Raw genomic sequence first — 15,081 nt, 5'->3', positions numbered from 1 at the left:
TTTTCTCTTCATCAATTATGCGTTGGCTTTGGAGGCACGATCAAATGCTTCCAGTATCGGTTGCAGGCGCTCACGTTTCAACTTCAGCGCGGCCTGGTTAACCACCAGACGCGAAGAAATTTCCATGATGTGCTCCACTTCCACCAAATTATTCGCTCGCAGGGTGCTGCCAGTACTGACCAGATCGACGATCGCATCTGACAAACCAACCAGTGGTGCCAGTTCCATCGAACCATACAGCTTGATCAGATCGACGTGCACACCCTTGGCAGCAAAATGCTGGCGCGCAGTTTCTGTGTACTTGGTCGCAACCCGCAGGCGCGCACCCTGGCGCACAGCATTTTCATAATCAAAGCCCACAGATACGGCAACCGACATGCGGCATTTGGCGATGTTCAAATCGATAGGCTGGTACAGGCCAGCACCACCATGCTCATGCAAGACATCCTTGCCTGCCACGCCAAAATCAGCCGCGCCATATTGCACATAAGTAGGCACGTCAGATGCGCGCACGATGATGACGCGCACGTCAGGATCATTGGTCGCCAGTATCAACTTGCGCGATTTTTCTGGATCTTCGGTGACGCGTATGCCTGCCGCTTCCAGCAAAGGCAGGGTTTCTTCAAAGATGCGACCTTTGGACAAGGCCAGTGTCAATTGTGGAGTGGTGGGTGAAGACATTTATTTGACTCGCTGTATCTGTGCACCGACTGCGGAGAGTTTGACTTCCATGCGGTCATAGCCGCGATCCAGATGGTAGATACGGTCGATCAGGGTTTCACCCTCGGCTACCATGGCGGCGATCACCAGTGAGGCGGATGCGCGCAAATCAGTTGCCATGACAGGCGCACCGATGAGTTTATCAACACCGTTCACGATGGCAGTGTGGCCATCAATTTCTATCTTCGCACCCAGGCGGTTCATTTCTTGCACATGCATGAAACGATTTTCAAATATCGTTTCAGTGACGATACTGGTACCTTGGGCGATACAGTCCAGTGCCATGAATTGCGCCTGCATGTCGGTCGGAAAACCAGGATATTCAGTCGTGCGGAAACCAACCGCCTTGGGGCGACCACTCATTTGCGCACGTATCCAGTCCGGGCCTGTCGTCAGTATCACGCCAGCTTCACGCAATTTGTCGAGTGCGACATCGAGGATGTCACTGCGCGTGTTTTTCAAGGTGATGTCACCACCAGTGGCAGCTACTGCACAAAGGAAGGTTGCGGTTTCTATACGGTCAGCGATCACGGTATGGGCAGCACCGTGCAGGCTGTCTACACCCTGGATGACGAGGCGGTCTGTGCCTATGCCTTCTATCTTGGCACCCATGGCAACCAGCAAGTTGGCCAGGTCAGTGACTTCAGGTTCGCGTGCGGCATTTTCCAGCACGGTTTCACCTTCGGCGAGCGTCGCGGCCATCAGCAAATTCTCTGTGCCTGTCACGGTAATCATGTCGGTGACTATGCGTGCACCCTTGAGTTTCTTGGCCTTGGCGTGGATGTAACCTGCTTCAATATTGATCTCGGCACCCATGGCTTGCAAGCCTTTGATGTGCTGATCGACCGGGCGCGAACCTATCGCGCAACCGCCTGGCAAAGATACTTTCGCTTCACCAAAACGTGCCAGCAAGGGGCCGAGCACCAGTATCGATGCGCGCATGGTTTTCACCAGGTCATAGGGTGCTTCGAGCTTGTCTATGGCTGCGCCATTGAGTGTGGTCACACCATTTTCCTGCGTGACTTGCAAACCCATTTGACGGAGCAATTTCAGCATGGTGCTGACATCTTGCAGCGAAGGTACGTTATGCAATTCAACGTTACCCGAGGTCAGCAAACCTGCGCACAGGATAGGCAGTGCAGCATTTTTTGCGCCGGAAATCGTGATGTCACCATTCAGGCGATTGCCGCCTGTAATCAATAATTTATCCATTATGCAGCGTACTCTTCTGGCGTCAGGGTTTTCATGGAAAGGGCATGTATTTCTTCACGCATGCGGTCACCCAGCACGGCATAGACGATCTGGTGGCGCTGTATCGGGCGCTTGCCAGCAAAGGCTGTAGACACGATGACTGCTGTGAAATGCTGGCCGTCGCCTTCGACTTCCAGGTGCGTACATTCCAGACCGGCTGCAATGTAATTTTTAATTTGTTCGGGCGTAGGAAACACGGCTAACTCTCTTGATCAAAATGGTGAAGCAATTGTTTTACTGCGTATTGTTTTTTACTTGATACTTATTCAGTGTCGTACTCAGTGTCTTAACTTATATCCACGTTTCAACATCTGAATGGCAATCGTCGCCAGCAATAATGAAAACACGGAAACAATCATCAGGCTATGCAAAGGATCAACATCGGATTTGCCGAAGAAGCCAAAGCGGAAGCCATCAATCATGTAGAAAAATGGATTGAAGCGCGAAATACTTTGCCACACGCCAGGCAGGGAATGGATGGAATAAAACACGCCAGACAGGAAGGTGGCAGGCATGATCAAAAAGTTCTGGAAGGCCGCAAGCTGGTCAAATTTCTCTGCCCAGATACCGGCAATCAAACCCATGGTGCCCAGCATCGCAGCACCAAGAAAAGCGAAAATCGCTATCCACCATGGTGCAACAAAATGCAGGTCAGCAAACCAAGCAGTGACGATAAAGACACCAGCACCTACTGCAACACCGCGCAAGATCGCTGCCAGTACATAGGCACTGAAAATTTCCCAATGCGACAGCGGTGGCAAGAGGATGAACACCAGGTTACCGGTGATCTTGGATTGGATCAGTGAAGAAGAAGAATTCGCAAACGCATTTTGCAAAACACTCATCATGACCAGGCCAGGCACCAGGAAGGCCGTGTATTTGACGCCAGGATAAACCTGTACATGCTCTTCCAGCACATGGCCGAAAATCAGCAAGTACAGGATGGCAGTCATGATAGGCGCAGTGATGGTTTGTGTTGCCACTTTCCAGAAACGCAATACTTCTTTGTAGAACAGGGTATTAAAACCGGTCAAGCTACTCATTTGCTGCCCTCCATGATTTGCAGGAAGACATCTTCCAGATCAGCTTGCAATAAATGCATATCTTCGATAACACAACCATCTGCACGGAAAGCAGCCAGCATGCTTTCTACCTGGTTGTAGTCAGTCACGCGCAGGGCAAACTGACGTGGATCTGATGGGGTTTCATGGGTAATTACTTTGTCGCGCAAGCTGGCAGGCAAAGTCACTACACCGCTTGCCGCCAGGGTGATGCGCAATTGTGAGCCCGAGATGCGCTTGATCAGATTTGCCGTGCTATCCAGGGCCACGACCTTGCCCAGTTTCAGCATGGCGATGCGGTTACACAAGGCTTGCGCTTCTTCCAGGTAATGTGTGGTCAGGACGACAGTATGGCCTTCCCGGTTCAGGCGGGCAATGAATTGCCACAGTGTCTGGCGCAGTTCCACATCGACACCGGCAGTCGGTTCATCCAGCACAATAACGGGCGGCTTATGCACCAGCGCCTGCGCGACCAGCACACGACGCTTCATGCCGCCTGACAAGGCGCGCATATTGACGTCAGCCTTATTGGTCAGGTCGAGGTTTTCCATGACCTCGTCTATCCATTTATCATTATTCTTCAGACCAAAATAGCCGGACTGCATGCGCAGGGTTTCACGCACGGTGAAGAAGGGATCGAATACCAGCTCTTGCGGCACCACGCCCAGCTTCTTGCGGGCATTGCGGTAATCCGTGACCACATCATGGCCTTGCACGGCGATATTACCGGCATCGGCACGGTTAAGGCCTGCCAGTATGGATATCAGGGTAGTCTTGCCTGCACCATTTGGCCCCAGCAAACCGAAAAATTCACCCTCTTCTATCGTGAGTGAAACACCACCCAGTGCTTGTAGCGACTGGTAGCGTTTTTGTATGTTGCTAATTTGTATGGCTGCCATCTGGCGTGTTTGCACTAAGTGCTCATCAGGGAATTAAGAACCGGAAAACCCGGTTTCTGGTCGCTAAAGCGACGAAACCTTTGATTATAGGGGATTTTCGGGATTTGATCTGAAATGGCATGCCTGTATTCTTACAGGCATGCTTTTCAGGAAATAGATTCAGAAAGCGATCAATGTCGCTCTGATGGATGAAGCTGGAATTGCTCGTTGAGACCGTACAGGGTGAGCAAGCTCAGCAGGTTGGCAGAATACCCGCTAAATTGCAATTGCACGCCACGCTCTATAGCCTGACGTTGCCAGGCTATCAAGACGGCGACTGCACTGGAATCAATTTTCGTCAGCGCCGACAAGTCGAACTCTGACTGGCCTGCAGCTATGGCAGACAAGCCTGCAGTAACAACTGCATTGGCATTATCATGGCTAAGCTCACCTGTTACTGTATACACAATACGTTCCCGGACTGATTTTGCGTTATATCTTGCGTTTTATTTCGCTGCGTTTTTTGCCGCACTGGCAGCAGCCAGTTTCTTGTTCTTCTCAGCCAGGGTCTTGATCAGGCCATCAATACCAGATTTGGTGATTTCAGCAGAGAAACTGCCTTTGTACGTTTCCACCAACCAGGCACCGAGTACATTGATGTCAAAAATCTTCCAGCCAGTTGCCAATTTTTCCAGGCGATAGTTCAAGACGATAGGCTCACCACGTGACTGTATAACCTGGGTACGTACCTCAACTTCAGTATCAGTTGGATCAGCACGCATAGGCTTGAATTCGACGCGTTGATCCTTGATCTGGGAAATCGCACCAGAATACGTGAATACCAGCAAAGTGCGGAATTCATTGGTCAGCTGCTTTTGCTGTTCAGGCGTCGCTTCTTTCCAGCTTTTACCGGCAGCCAGGGAAGTCATGCGCGGGAAATCGATGAATGGCAGTATCTTGCTTTCCACCATGTCATAGACTTTCTTTTGATTTCCGGCCTGGATATCCTTGTCATTTTTTGCCGTATCCAGGATTTCCTGGCTCAGGCGTTTGATCAGTGCATCTGGCGCTTCCTGTGCTTGTGCTGCACCGCTGGCCAGGCCAGTGATAAGCAGGCTGGCAAATACAAAGTTAAAAAATTTTGTCAGAGTTCGTTTCATTTTATTATTCCTGTTCCTGATTTTGCGGCAAACACCGCACATGAGCAGTTAACTTGTCAGCAGCCTCGGCGGTTGACCCAGTTCACCACACCTACACCAATTCTTACAATTTCAAAGCAGCTATTTAATCAGCGTCAGGACTTACCTGACCCGCACGGCGTTGCAGATAGGCATCGCGGAAAAATACATATTTATCAAGTGCTGCTTCTTCCAGCAAGCTACCGGCATCCAATACCGATGCACGCTTGTCAACCAGACGCACTACCGAGCCTATGTTCTTGATATACATAGGGCGCTTGTAGTACCACAGATCACCACGCATATCGACTGGCGTAGCCAGGGCATCACGTACTGTCGATGGCCCCAATACCGGCAAGACCAGGTAAGGGCCAGACTTGACACCCCAGCGCCCCAGTGTCTGCCCAAAATCTTCATTATGTTTGGGCATGCCAGCAGCCGAACCTATGTCAATCAAACCACCTATACCTATGGTGGTATTCACGGCAAACCGCATGACGTCAGTAGCACTGTCATTGACCCGGCCCTGCAGCAAATTGTTGACTGCATTCCAGACATCACCAATATTGCTGAAAAAGTTACCTATACCAGTTTGCACAAAGCTGGGCGTAGCAGCACGGTAAGCCTGTGCGACCGGCTTGACTACTGCTGTATCGACAGTGTCGTTAAAGCTGAACATGGCACGGTTAAACCCCTCCAGTGGATCACGTGGGTTTTTGCCTATATTGGTCTTGGTGCTTAATACATCAAGAGTCTGGTCAGCCTTGTCCTTGATTTTTTCTACTGACACCGTGCTGCAACCAGTCAGCAAAACGCTGGTCAGCAGTAGCAACATGGCTAACATCCTGCTACTTGCAGGAAACTTATCTGTTCTTGTCATTTTTTTTCTTCCGTATTGCCGTCTGCTGCTTTGCTGAACAGGAACTGACTGATCAGGCTTTCCAGCACGATGGCATCCTGGGTAAATGTAATTCTGTCGCCAGCAACCAGCAATTTTTCATCACTGCCTGCTGTCAAACCTATATATTGCTCACCAAGCAAGCCTGCTGTCAGTATCTTGATGGATGAATTTTTTGGGAATTTGTAACGCTTTTCCAACTCCATGACGACAGTCGCCTGGTAAGTTTTATCGTCAAATTTGATTTCACTGATGCGCCCTACCACCACACCTGCGCTTTTCACTGCGGCTCTTGGCTTGAGGCCGCCTATATTGTCGAAGCGCCCTGTGACAGTATACGTCTGCTCAAAGGACAGAGAGCTTAAATTGCCCGCCTTGAGTGCCAGAAACAACAGTGCAGCCGCACCCAGCAACACAAACAGGCCTACCCAAAAGTCGAGAGATTTTTTTTGCATTTTTCTTTTCCACCAATTCTTACGATTTCTTGCCATTTTGCCAAACACCCTGCCTCGTTGCAGGTCTTAACAAATAATTCAGCTGCAATGCCAAATGCACTGCCGGCACAGCCCAAAGTACGGGTCAGGCCTGGTCTATTGAAACATCCATGCTGTCAACAGGAAATCCAGCCACAACACCAGCAAAGAGGATATGACCACCGTTCTGGTGGTGGCACGCGCTACACCTTCAGGAGTAGGCTGCGCTTCATAACCCTGGAATAATGCAACAAAGCTTACTGCAAAACCAAAAACTATGCTTTTGACAACACCATTACCTATATCCTGAAATACTTCTACGCCTGCCTGCATCTGCGACCAGAACGCGCCGTTATCAACACCTATCAATTTCACACCAACGACATAACCACCAATAATGCCCATGGCATTAAAGATGGAAGTCAGTATTGGCATGGCGATGATGCCTGCCAGAAAACGCGGTGCCAGCACCCTTTGTATAGGGTTAACTGCCATCATCTCCATCGCAGCCAGTTGCTCACCAGCCTTCATCAAGCCTATTTCTGCCGTCAACGAAGTACCGGCACGTCCGGCGAACAGCAAAGCAGTCACAACTGGCCCGAGTTCGCGGGTCAACGACAATGCCACCAGCAAACCCAGCGCCTCTTCAGAGCCATAACGGTTCAGGGTGTAATAACCCTGATAGGCCAGCACGAAACCGACAAATAATCCCGATACGGCAATAATCACCATGGAATAATTGCCGATGAAATGGATCTGGTCTGTTACCAGACGCGGCCTGCGCCACAAACCCAGGCAATTTGCCAGGATGGAAAAAAAACTGCGAGCCGCATAACCCAGATCAGCCATAACCGATCTGACAAAACCACCAATTTTTTCTATGATCATGCGCACTTCTCCAAACCCAGGTCCGCCTGCAGGGATGCACCGGGATAATGGAAAGGCACGGGTCCATCTGCCTCTGCATGCACAAACTGTTTTACATACGGGTCTTCAGACACCCGCATTTCTTCTGGCGTACCCTGCGCGACGATCTTGCCCTTGGACAGGAAGTAGACATAGTCGGCAATGGCAAAGGTCTCATGCACATCATGCGACACCAGGATGGATGTAGACCCCAAAGCGTCGTTCAAGTTCCGTATCAGATTGGCAGCAACACCCATGGAAATAGGATCCAGCCCGGCAAAGGGCTCGTCATACATGATCAATTCAGGGTCCAGCGCCACTGCACGGGCCAGTGCTACGCGCCTGGCCATGCCGCCAGAAATTTCCGCTGGCATGAGGCCCGCTGCATTGCGCAGGCCAACCGCCTGTAATTTCAGCAGCACCAGGTCACGTATCATGGCCTCGCTGAGGTCAGTATGTTCACGCATGGGGAAGGCGACGTTATCAAAGACATTCAGGTCTGTGAACAAGGCACCATGCTGGAACAGCATGCCCATTTTCCTGCGTATGGTGTACAAGCCCTGGGTATCAAGCTCACCGATTTCCTGACCATTGACCTTGATACTGCCACGCTGAGCACGGATCTGGCCACCTATCAGACGCAAGATCGTGGTCTTGCCGGAACCTGAACCACCCATGACGGCAATCAGTTTACCGCGTGGGAAATCCATACGGAGTTCAGACAGGATAGTCCGGTCTCCATACCCAAACTGGATATCGCGAATTTCTACAAGATTTGGCACAGCAATGGGGAGATAGTTTTATAAAAACTAGATTGTAATGCAGAAAGGCAAAGAGGGTTGTACAGACAACTATGACATAAAAACAACTAATTGACGAATATTCAGAATATTGGCGCTATTTCAAGCAAAACGCGATAAATGCGCATTTTTCCAAATTTAATTCAAATGAGGGGGATGAAAATAAATTTTTTAATGAACGGCAAGTCAGTTATTTGCAAAACTCCCGCAAATACCAACTTGCCGCAGCGGACTTGCCTCTGATTTAGGGAGGCAAATCAAGACCGTGTGAGCGTCACCACCGAGAAATATTGGTGACGGACACGGTTTTCAACCAGGATTAGCGAGGCAAAACAGAATCGCCCATCAAGAAGGCATCCACTTCACGCGCACATTGACGCCCTTCGCGTATCGCCCACACTACCAGCGACTGACCACGGCGCATGTCACCTGCGGCATACACCTTGTCGACATTGGTCTTGTAACAGCCAGTGCCATCTGTCGTCGCCCTTGCATTGCCGCGTGCATCCTTATCAACACCAAAGGCATCCAGCACCTGTTGTACTGGCGAGACAAAGCCCATGGCCAACAAAACCAGGTCGGCCTTCATTTCAAATTCAGAGTCTGGCACTTCCTGCATTTTGCCGTCTTTCCACTCAACGCGGCAGGCGATCAGCTTCTCTACCTTACCTGCCTTGCCTTCCAGACGCTTGGTCGCTACTGCCCAGTCACGGTCGCAACCTTCTTCATGCGAAGAAGAGGTGCGCAACTTGGTTGGCCAGTAAGGCCAGACCATGGGTTTGTTTTCTTGCTCTGGTGGTTGCGGCATGAGTTCAAACTGGGCTACAGATTTGGCGCCATGACGGTTGGATGTACCAACGCAGTCAGAACCAGTATCGCCACCACCAATGACGACGACATGCTTGCCACTGGCCATGATCTGGTCCTTGACCTTGTCACCGGCATTGACTTTGTTTTGCAAGGGCAAGAAGTCCATGGCGAAATGCACACCTTTGAGTTCACGGCCAGGTACAGGCAAGTCACGCGGCGTTTCTGCACCACCGGCGATGATGACGGCATCAAAGTCTTTTTGCAGCTGCTCAGGCGAAATGGTTTCCTTGGCCCAGTTGGTCACTGTTGCGGGAAAGTCCTTGCCGACGAATACGCTGGTGCGGAAAGTCACACCCTCTGCCACCATCTGATCGACACGACGGTCGATATGGGATTTTTCCATCTTGAAATCAGGGATGCCATAACGCAGCAAGCCACCGACACGGTCATTTTTTTCAAATACAGTCACGTCATGGCCGACACGCGCCAGTTGCTGGGCGGCTGCCAGGCCCGCAGGACCAGAACCAACCACGGCGATTTTCTTGCCGGTCTTGATCGATGGCACTTGCGGCAGGACCCAACCATTTTCCCAGCCTTTGTCGATGATGAAATGTTCTATCGACTTGATGCCGACGGCATCGCTATTGATACCCAGGGTACAGGCAGACTCACAAGGCGCAGGGCAAATACGGCCTGTGAACTCGGGGAAGTTATTCGTCGAATGCAGGGTGTCGAGCGCCAGTTTGTAATTGCCGTTGAACACCAGGTCATTCCAGTCAGGGATGATGTTGTTGACGGGGCAGCCGTTATTACAGAAAGGAATGCCACAGTCCATGCAGCGTGCGGCCTGCACCTTGGCCTGGCCATCATCGAGATGCACCAAAAATTCCTTGTAATGCTTTTTGCGTGACTGTGGAGCTTCGCTTGCTTCCTGCAAACGCTGGTATTCCATGAAGCCGGTAACTTTACCCATTTTCTAACCTCAATTTTGTTGCGGGCATCTGCCCTGTCTTAATCTGAAATAAACTGAAATAAGCTAAATAGTCTGGAGAACACAGGAGGACGTGACCGCAGACTGCTGCGGTCACGCTCACTCGACTATGCCGGGACTTTTTCCTTTTTCGCTGCGAGCTGTTTTGCTGCATACATTTCACCCAAAGCGCGCTTGTATTCGGTAGGGAATACCTTGACGAACTTGGCACGGCTGCGGGCCCAGTCATCCAGCAAATTGCGGGCGCGGGTACTGCCTGTGTGTTTGAAATGACGCTCTATCAGATTGCGCAAGATGGCTTCATCTGTCTCGCCATCACCGCCACGCAGGCGGCTGTGCCAGATCGACTTATCCAGGGTCGCCACTTGTACGTCACCAGCCAGGACTGGCTCCAGTGTCACCATGGACATATTGCACTTGGCTTCGAATTCACCTTCCGGGTCATACACATACGCGATACCACCCGACATACCGGCAGCAAAGTTACGGCCAGTATTACCGAGAACGATAACGGTGCCGCCTGTCATGTATTCGCAGCCATGGTCGCCAGTACCTTCAACCACGGTGACTGCGCCAGAATTACGCACTGCGAAACGTTCACCAGCAACACCATTGATAAAGGCTTCACCAGAGATGGCACCGTACAGTACCGTGTTACCGCAGATGATGTTGTCCACTGCCCAGCCACGGAATTCTGTATTCGGGCGGATGATGATACGGCCACCGGACAAACCTTTGCCTACGTAATCATTCCCTTCACCCACCAGATCCAGCGTCACGCCATGCGCCAGGAAAGCACCAGCAGACTGGCCAGCCGTACCTTGCAATTGGATGTGGATAGTGTCATCCGGCAAACCGGCGTGACCATATTTTTTGGCCACTTCGCCAGACAGCATCGTGCCCACAGTGCGGTTCAGGTTTTTGATAGGCGAGATGAAGGATACTTTTTCACCTGTTTCCAGGGCGATTTTTGCCTGGGCGATCAGTTTGTTATCGAGCGCTTTTTCCAGACCATGGTCTTGTACATCAACATGGCGTATCGCTGCACCTTCGGCCAGTTCTGGCTGATAGAAGATGCGGCTGAAATCCAGCCCCTTGGCCTTCCAGTGTGATACTGCTTTGGATTTATCCAGCAAATCAACACGGCCTATCAAATCGTCATAGGTACGGATACCCAGCTGTGCCATGATCTGACGCAATTCTTCTGCAACGAAGAAGAAGTAATTGACGACATATTCAGGCTTGCCAGAGAATTTGGCACGCAAGACTGGGTCTTGTGTTGCCACGCCTACCGGGCAAGTGTTCAGATGGCATTTGCGCATCATGATGCAACCTTCGACTACCAGCGGTGCTGTCGCAAAACCGATTTCATCGGCACCCAGCATGGCGGCAATCGCGACGTCACGACCAGTTTTCATCTGACCATCAGCCTGCACACGAACACGGCCACGCAAGCCATTCAAGACCAGGGTTTGCTGGGTTTCAGACAAACCCAGTTCCCACGGTGTACCGGCATGCTTGATGGAAGACAAAGGTGAGGCTCCAGTACCACCATCATGACCAGCGATGACGACGTGATCAGCCTTGGCTTTGGAGACACCGGCAGCTACTGTACCGACACCCACTTCAGACACCAGCTTGACTGAGATCGATGCTTTTGGATTGGCGTTTTTCAAGTCATGAATCAACTGCGCCAGATCTTCAATCGAATAAATATCATGATGCGGTGGCGGAGAAATCAAGCCCACGCCAGGTACAGAGAAACGCAGTTTGGCGATGTATTCAGATACTTTATGGCCTGGCAACTGACCACCCTCACCCGGCTTGGCACCTTGCGCCATCTTGATTTGTATCTGGTCAGCAGAACTCAGGTATTCAGCGGTAACACCAAAACGGCCAGAGGCGACTTGCTTGATTTTCGAGCGCAGCGAATCACCATCCTGCAAAGGAATATCCACTTCTATCTGGTCTTTGCCGATGACGGAAGCCAGTGTCGCACCCTGCTTGATAGGGATGCCTTTCAGCTCTTGCTGGTAACGCGCAGGATCTTCACCACCTTCACCGGTATTGGATTTTCCACCTATGCGGTTCATGGCCACTGCCAGTGTCGCATGTGCTTCTGTACTGATGGAACCCAGCGACATCGCGCCAGTCGCGAAACGCTTGACGATTTCCTTCGCAGGTTCTACCTGGTCCAGAGATATTGCCTTGGCAGGATCGATCTTGAATTCAAACAGACCACGCAAAGTCATATGACGCTTGCTTTGGTCATTGATGATCTGTGCGTATTCTTTATAAGAATTGTAGTTGTTGGCACGAGTGGAATGTTGCAGCTTGGCGATTGCATCCGGTGTCCACATATGGTCTTCACCACGTACACGGAAGGCATATTCACCACCAGCATCCAGCGCATTTTCCAGTACTGGGTCCTGGCCGAAAGCTGCCTTGTGCAAGCGCAGGGCTTCTTCTGCAACTTCAAATACGCCTATGCCTTCTACATTCGATGCCGTGCCCTTGAAGTATTTGTCGACCAGGGATTTGTTCAAGCCTACGGCTTCAAAAATCTGCGCACCGCAGTAAGACATATAGGTAGAGATACCCATCTTGGACATGACTTTCATCAAGCCCTTGCCAATTGCCTTGGTGTAGTTATAAACGGCTTTTTCTGCCGACAACTCACCCGACAAATCCTTAGCCATATCGGCCAGTGTCTGCATTGCCAGGTAAGGATGGACAGCTTCGGCACCATAACCTGCCAGCAGGGCAAAATGATGGGTTTCGCGGGCAGAGCCAGTCTCGACTACCAGGCCAGTGGTGGTACGCAAACCCTTGCTGACCAGATGCTGATGCACGGTAGATGTTGCCAGCAAAGCCGGGATCGCCACATAGTACTCATCCATCTTGCGGTCCGTGATGATCATGATGTTGTGGCCAGACTTGACCGCATCGACGACTTCAGCACAGATGGATGCCAGACGCGCTTCGATACCATCCTTGCCCCAGGCGATGGGGTAGCAGATATCCAGCTCGTAAGACTTGAACTTGCCGCCGGTATTGGCGCTGATATTGCGCAGTTTGGCGATATCAGCAAAATCCAGTATCGGTTGCGCTACTTCCAGACGCATGGGTGGGTTGATGTTATTGGTATCAAGCAAATTCGGTTTTGGACCGATGAAAGATACCAGCGACATCACCATCGCTTCACGGATAGGATCGATAGGCGGGTTGGTCACCTGCGCAAACAATTGCTTGAAGTAGTTATATAAGGGCTTGAGCTTGTTCGACATCACAGCCAGCGAAGAATCATTGCCCATGGAGCCGATTGCTTCTTCACCTGCCAGTGCCATCGGCGCCATCAGGAACTTCAAATCTTCCTGGGTGTAGCCAAAGGCTTGCTGTCTGTCCAGCAAGGTGGCTGAGTAGACGGTCTTGTCTTCTGCTGCCTTCAACTCATTGAGCTTGATGCGTACCGATTTAATCCATTGCTTGTAAGGCTTGGCATTGGCGTAGGTATCCTTGATTTCCTTGTCATCGATGATGCGGCCAGCTTCCAGGTCAATAAGGAACATCTTGCCTGGTTGCAAACGCCATTTCTTGATGATCTTGGATTCTGGGATAGGCAAGACGCCGGATTCAGATGCCATGACGACCAGGTCATCATCGGTAACGATGTAACGTGCAGGACGCAGGCCATTGCGGTCCAGCGTACCACCAATCTGGCGGCCATCAGTAAAGGCCATGGCGGCAGGGCCGTCCCATGGTTCCATCATGGCAGCGTGGTATTCATAGAAGGCGCGGCGGTTTTCATCCATCATGGTGTGGTTTTCCCAGGCTTCCGGGATCATCATCATCATGGCTTGTGCAATTGGATAACCAGCCATCACCAGCAATTCCAGCGCATTGTCGAAGCTTGCGGTATCAGACTGGCCTTCAAATATCAGCGGATACAGTTTTTGCAGATCGTCGCCGAGCACGGCAGATTTCATGACGCCTTCACGAGCGCGCATCCAGTTGAAATTGCCTTTGACGGTGTTGATCTCACCATTATGCGCAATCATGCGATAAGGGTGGGCCAGTGGCCATTCCGGGAAGGTATTGGTCGAGAAACGCTGATGCACCAGGGCTAGCGCAGAGACACAACGCTCATCCTGCAAATCTTTATAGTAGACACCGACCTGGTCAGCCAGCAGCAAACCTTTGTAGACGATGGTACGGGCTGACATGGATGGTACGAAATATTCCTTACCATGCAAGAGCTTCAAGGCTTCAATCGCATGCACTGCCGATTTGCGTATCACATACAGTTTGCGTTCCAGTGCATCAGTCACCATGATGTCAGGGCCGCGACCGATGAAAATCTGACGGATGACCGGCTCTTTTTCACGCACGGTAGGCGACATGGGCATGTCACGGTCTACCGGCACGTCACGCCAGCCCAGTACGACCTGGCCTTCTGCACGCACGGCACGTTCTATCTCTTGTTCGCAAGCGAGGCGGGATGCATGTTCCTTGGGCAGGAAGATCATGCCTACGCCGTATTCACCGGGTGGCGGCAAGACTATGCCCTGCTTGGCCATCTCTTCACGGTAATACTGGTCAGGAATCTGGATCAGGATACCGGCACCGTCACCCATCAGGGCATCAGCACCAACCGCGCCCCTGTGGTCAAGATTTTTCAAAATCAACAAACCCTGGTCGACGATGGCATGCGTTTTCTTGCCTTTGATGTGGGCAACAAAACCTACGCCACAGGCGTCATGTTCATTGGATGGGTCGTATAAACCTTGAGCGTGCATAGTGGATCTCCGGAGGACAATTTCAATATCAGGACTTACGTGAAACAGCTGTCGGCATGAATAGCTGGCTTGGCTATTCAGCAATTTTGCTGGCTGCGGATGGCAGCTTGATGACGTTAGCTTGAAGGGTGATCAAACTTTATTGGCCAGGCTTCCGGGTAAGGGCATGGCGCTACGCTGGACAAATGTGCCATGCATTTGTTGGTTGTTAATGCGCTGGCACGACAGTTTGGCGTAAATCCTGTCAGGACAAGACAGAGAATAGTGCACTGCAAAATATTACGCAACTGGTTTAATTAGGGTCAGTGTCAATTTTAAA

13 protein-coding genes are annotated in these 15,081 nt (G+C 51.1%); all 13 read right to left on the bottom strand.

Annotated features, from left to right (window positions below):
- Window positions 1-15 precede the first annotated feature (15 nt).
- Complete coding sequence (gene hisG, locus AC07OI_RS17185) at window positions 16-681, bottom strand: ATP phosphoribosyltransferase (RefSeq protein WP_492704951.1); 666 nt, start codon at window positions 679-681, stop codon at window positions 16-18.
- Window positions 682-1,932 (bottom strand): UDP-N-acetylglucosamine 1-carboxyvinyltransferase, encoded by a 1,251-nt coding sequence (gene murA / locus AC07OI_RS17180; RefSeq protein WP_492704949.1) that lies wholly within the window; start codon window positions 1,930-1,932, stop codon window positions 682-684.
- Window positions 1,932-2,168 carry a BolA family protein gene (locus tag AC07OI_RS17175; protein WP_492704947.1) on the bottom strand — a complete coding sequence of 79 codons (237 nt, stop codon included), beginning with the start codon at window positions 2,166-2,168 and terminating at the stop codon, window positions 1,932-1,934. The genes murA and AC07OI_RS17175 overlap by 1 nt, the downstream gene beginning before the upstream one ends.
- Window positions 2,169-2,249: 81 nt before the next feature.
- Window positions 2,250-3,005 (bottom strand): ABC transporter permease, encoded by a 756-nt coding sequence (locus tag AC07OI_RS17170; protein WP_492705062.1) that lies wholly within the window; start codon window positions 3,003-3,005, stop codon window positions 2,250-2,252.
- Between the two features lie 5 nt (window positions 3,006-3,010).
- Window positions 3,011-3,931: an ABC transporter ATP-binding protein gene (locus AC07OI_RS17165; RefSeq protein ID WP_495258106.1), complete on the bottom strand. Its 921-nt coding sequence runs from the start codon at window positions 3,929-3,931 to the stop codon at window positions 3,011-3,013.
- A gap of 170 nt (window positions 3,932-4,101) precedes the next feature.
- Window positions 4,102-4,380 carry an STAS domain-containing protein gene (locus AC07OI_RS17160; protein WP_492705058.1) on the bottom strand — a complete coding sequence of 93 codons (279 nt, stop codon included), beginning with the start codon at window positions 4,378-4,380 and terminating at the stop codon, window positions 4,102-4,104.
- 36 nt (window positions 4,381-4,416) lie between these two features.
- Window positions 4,417-5,070 (bottom strand): MlaC/ttg2D family ABC transporter substrate-binding protein, encoded by a 654-nt coding sequence (locus AC07OI_RS17155; protein ID WP_495258045.1) that lies wholly within the window; start codon window positions 5,068-5,070, stop codon window positions 4,417-4,419.
- 124 nt (window positions 5,071-5,194) lie between these two features.
- Window positions 5,195-5,923, bottom strand: coding sequence for an MlaA family lipoprotein (locus tag AC07OI_RS17150; RefSeq protein ID WP_495258044.1), 729 nt, complete (start codon window positions 5,921-5,923; stop codon window positions 5,195-5,197).
- Between the two features lie 41 nt (window positions 5,924-5,964).
- Window positions 5,965-6,441 carry an outer membrane lipid asymmetry maintenance protein MlaD gene (mlaD, locus tag AC07OI_RS17145; RefSeq protein ID WP_423005172.1) on the bottom strand — a complete coding sequence of 159 codons (477 nt, stop codon included), beginning with the start codon at window positions 6,439-6,441 and terminating at the stop codon, window positions 5,965-5,967.
- A 135-nt stretch (window positions 6,442-6,576) separates the two neighbouring features.
- Window positions 6,577-7,347, bottom strand: coding sequence for a lipid asymmetry maintenance ABC transporter permease subunit MlaE (mlaE, locus tag AC07OI_RS17140; RefSeq protein ID WP_492704941.1), 771 nt, complete (start codon window positions 7,345-7,347; stop codon window positions 6,577-6,579).
- Complete coding sequence (locus AC07OI_RS17135) at window positions 7,344-8,147, bottom strand: ABC transporter ATP-binding protein (protein WP_492704939.1); 804 nt, start codon at window positions 8,145-8,147, stop codon at window positions 7,344-7,346. Before AC07OI_RS17135 ends, mlaE begins: the two co-directional genes overlap by 4 nt.
- Before the next feature lie 337 nt (window positions 8,148-8,484).
- Window positions 8,485-9,948 carry a glutamate synthase subunit beta gene (locus AC07OI_RS17130; protein WP_495258043.1) on the bottom strand — a complete coding sequence of 488 codons (1,464 nt, stop codon included), beginning with the start codon at window positions 9,946-9,948 and terminating at the stop codon, window positions 8,485-8,487.
- Between the two features lie 125 nt (window positions 9,949-10,073).
- Window positions 10,074-14,762, bottom strand: a complete 4,689-nt coding sequence (locus AC07OI_RS17125; RefSeq protein ID WP_495258042.1) for a glutamate synthase-related protein — start codon at window positions 14,760-14,762, stop codon at window positions 10,074-10,076.
- Window positions 14,763-15,081 lie beyond the last annotated feature (319 nt).

This window comes from Undibacterium sp. GW821-FHT07F11, from assembly GCF_059418665.1.
The sequence above is the reverse complement of the archived record's forward strand: the minus strand, read 5'-3'. Positions and strand labels throughout refer to the sequence as shown.

Excerpts from the sequence above, each read along its gene's own strand:
- AC07OI_RS17150 (WP_495258044.1), bottom strand. The coding sequence starts at position 5,923 with ATGTTGCTACTGCTGACCAGCGTTTTGCTGACTGGTTGCAGCACGGTG.
- hisG (WP_492704951.1), bottom strand. The coding sequence starts at position 681 with ATGTCTTCACCCACCACTCCACAATTGACACTGGCCTTGTCCAAAGGT.
- AC07OI_RS17155 (WP_495258045.1), bottom strand. The coding sequence starts at position 5,070 with ATGAAACGAACTCTGACAAAATTTTTTAACTTTGTATTTGCCAGCCTG.
- murA (WP_492704949.1), bottom strand. The coding sequence starts at position 1,932 with ATGGATAAATTATTGATTACAGGCGGCAATCGCCTGAATGGTGACATC.
- AC07OI_RS17130 (WP_495258043.1), bottom strand. The coding sequence starts at position 9,948 with ATGGGTAAAGTTACCGGCTTCATGGAATACCAGCGTTTGCAGGAAGCA.
- AC07OI_RS17125 (WP_495258042.1), bottom strand. The coding sequence starts at position 14,762 with ATGCACGCTCAAGGTTTATACGACCCATCCAATGAACATGACGCCTGT.
- mlaD (WP_423005172.1), bottom strand. The coding sequence starts at position 6,441 with ATGCAAAAAAAATCTCTCGACTTTTGGGTAGGCCTGTTTGTGTTGCTG.
- AC07OI_RS17165 (WP_495258106.1), bottom strand. The coding sequence starts at position 3,931 with ATGGCAGCCATACAAATTAGCAACATACAAAAACGCTACCAGTCGCTA.
- mlaE (WP_492704941.1), bottom strand. The coding sequence starts at position 7,347 with ATGATCATAGAAAAAATTGGTGGTTTTGTCAGATCGGTTATGGCTGAT.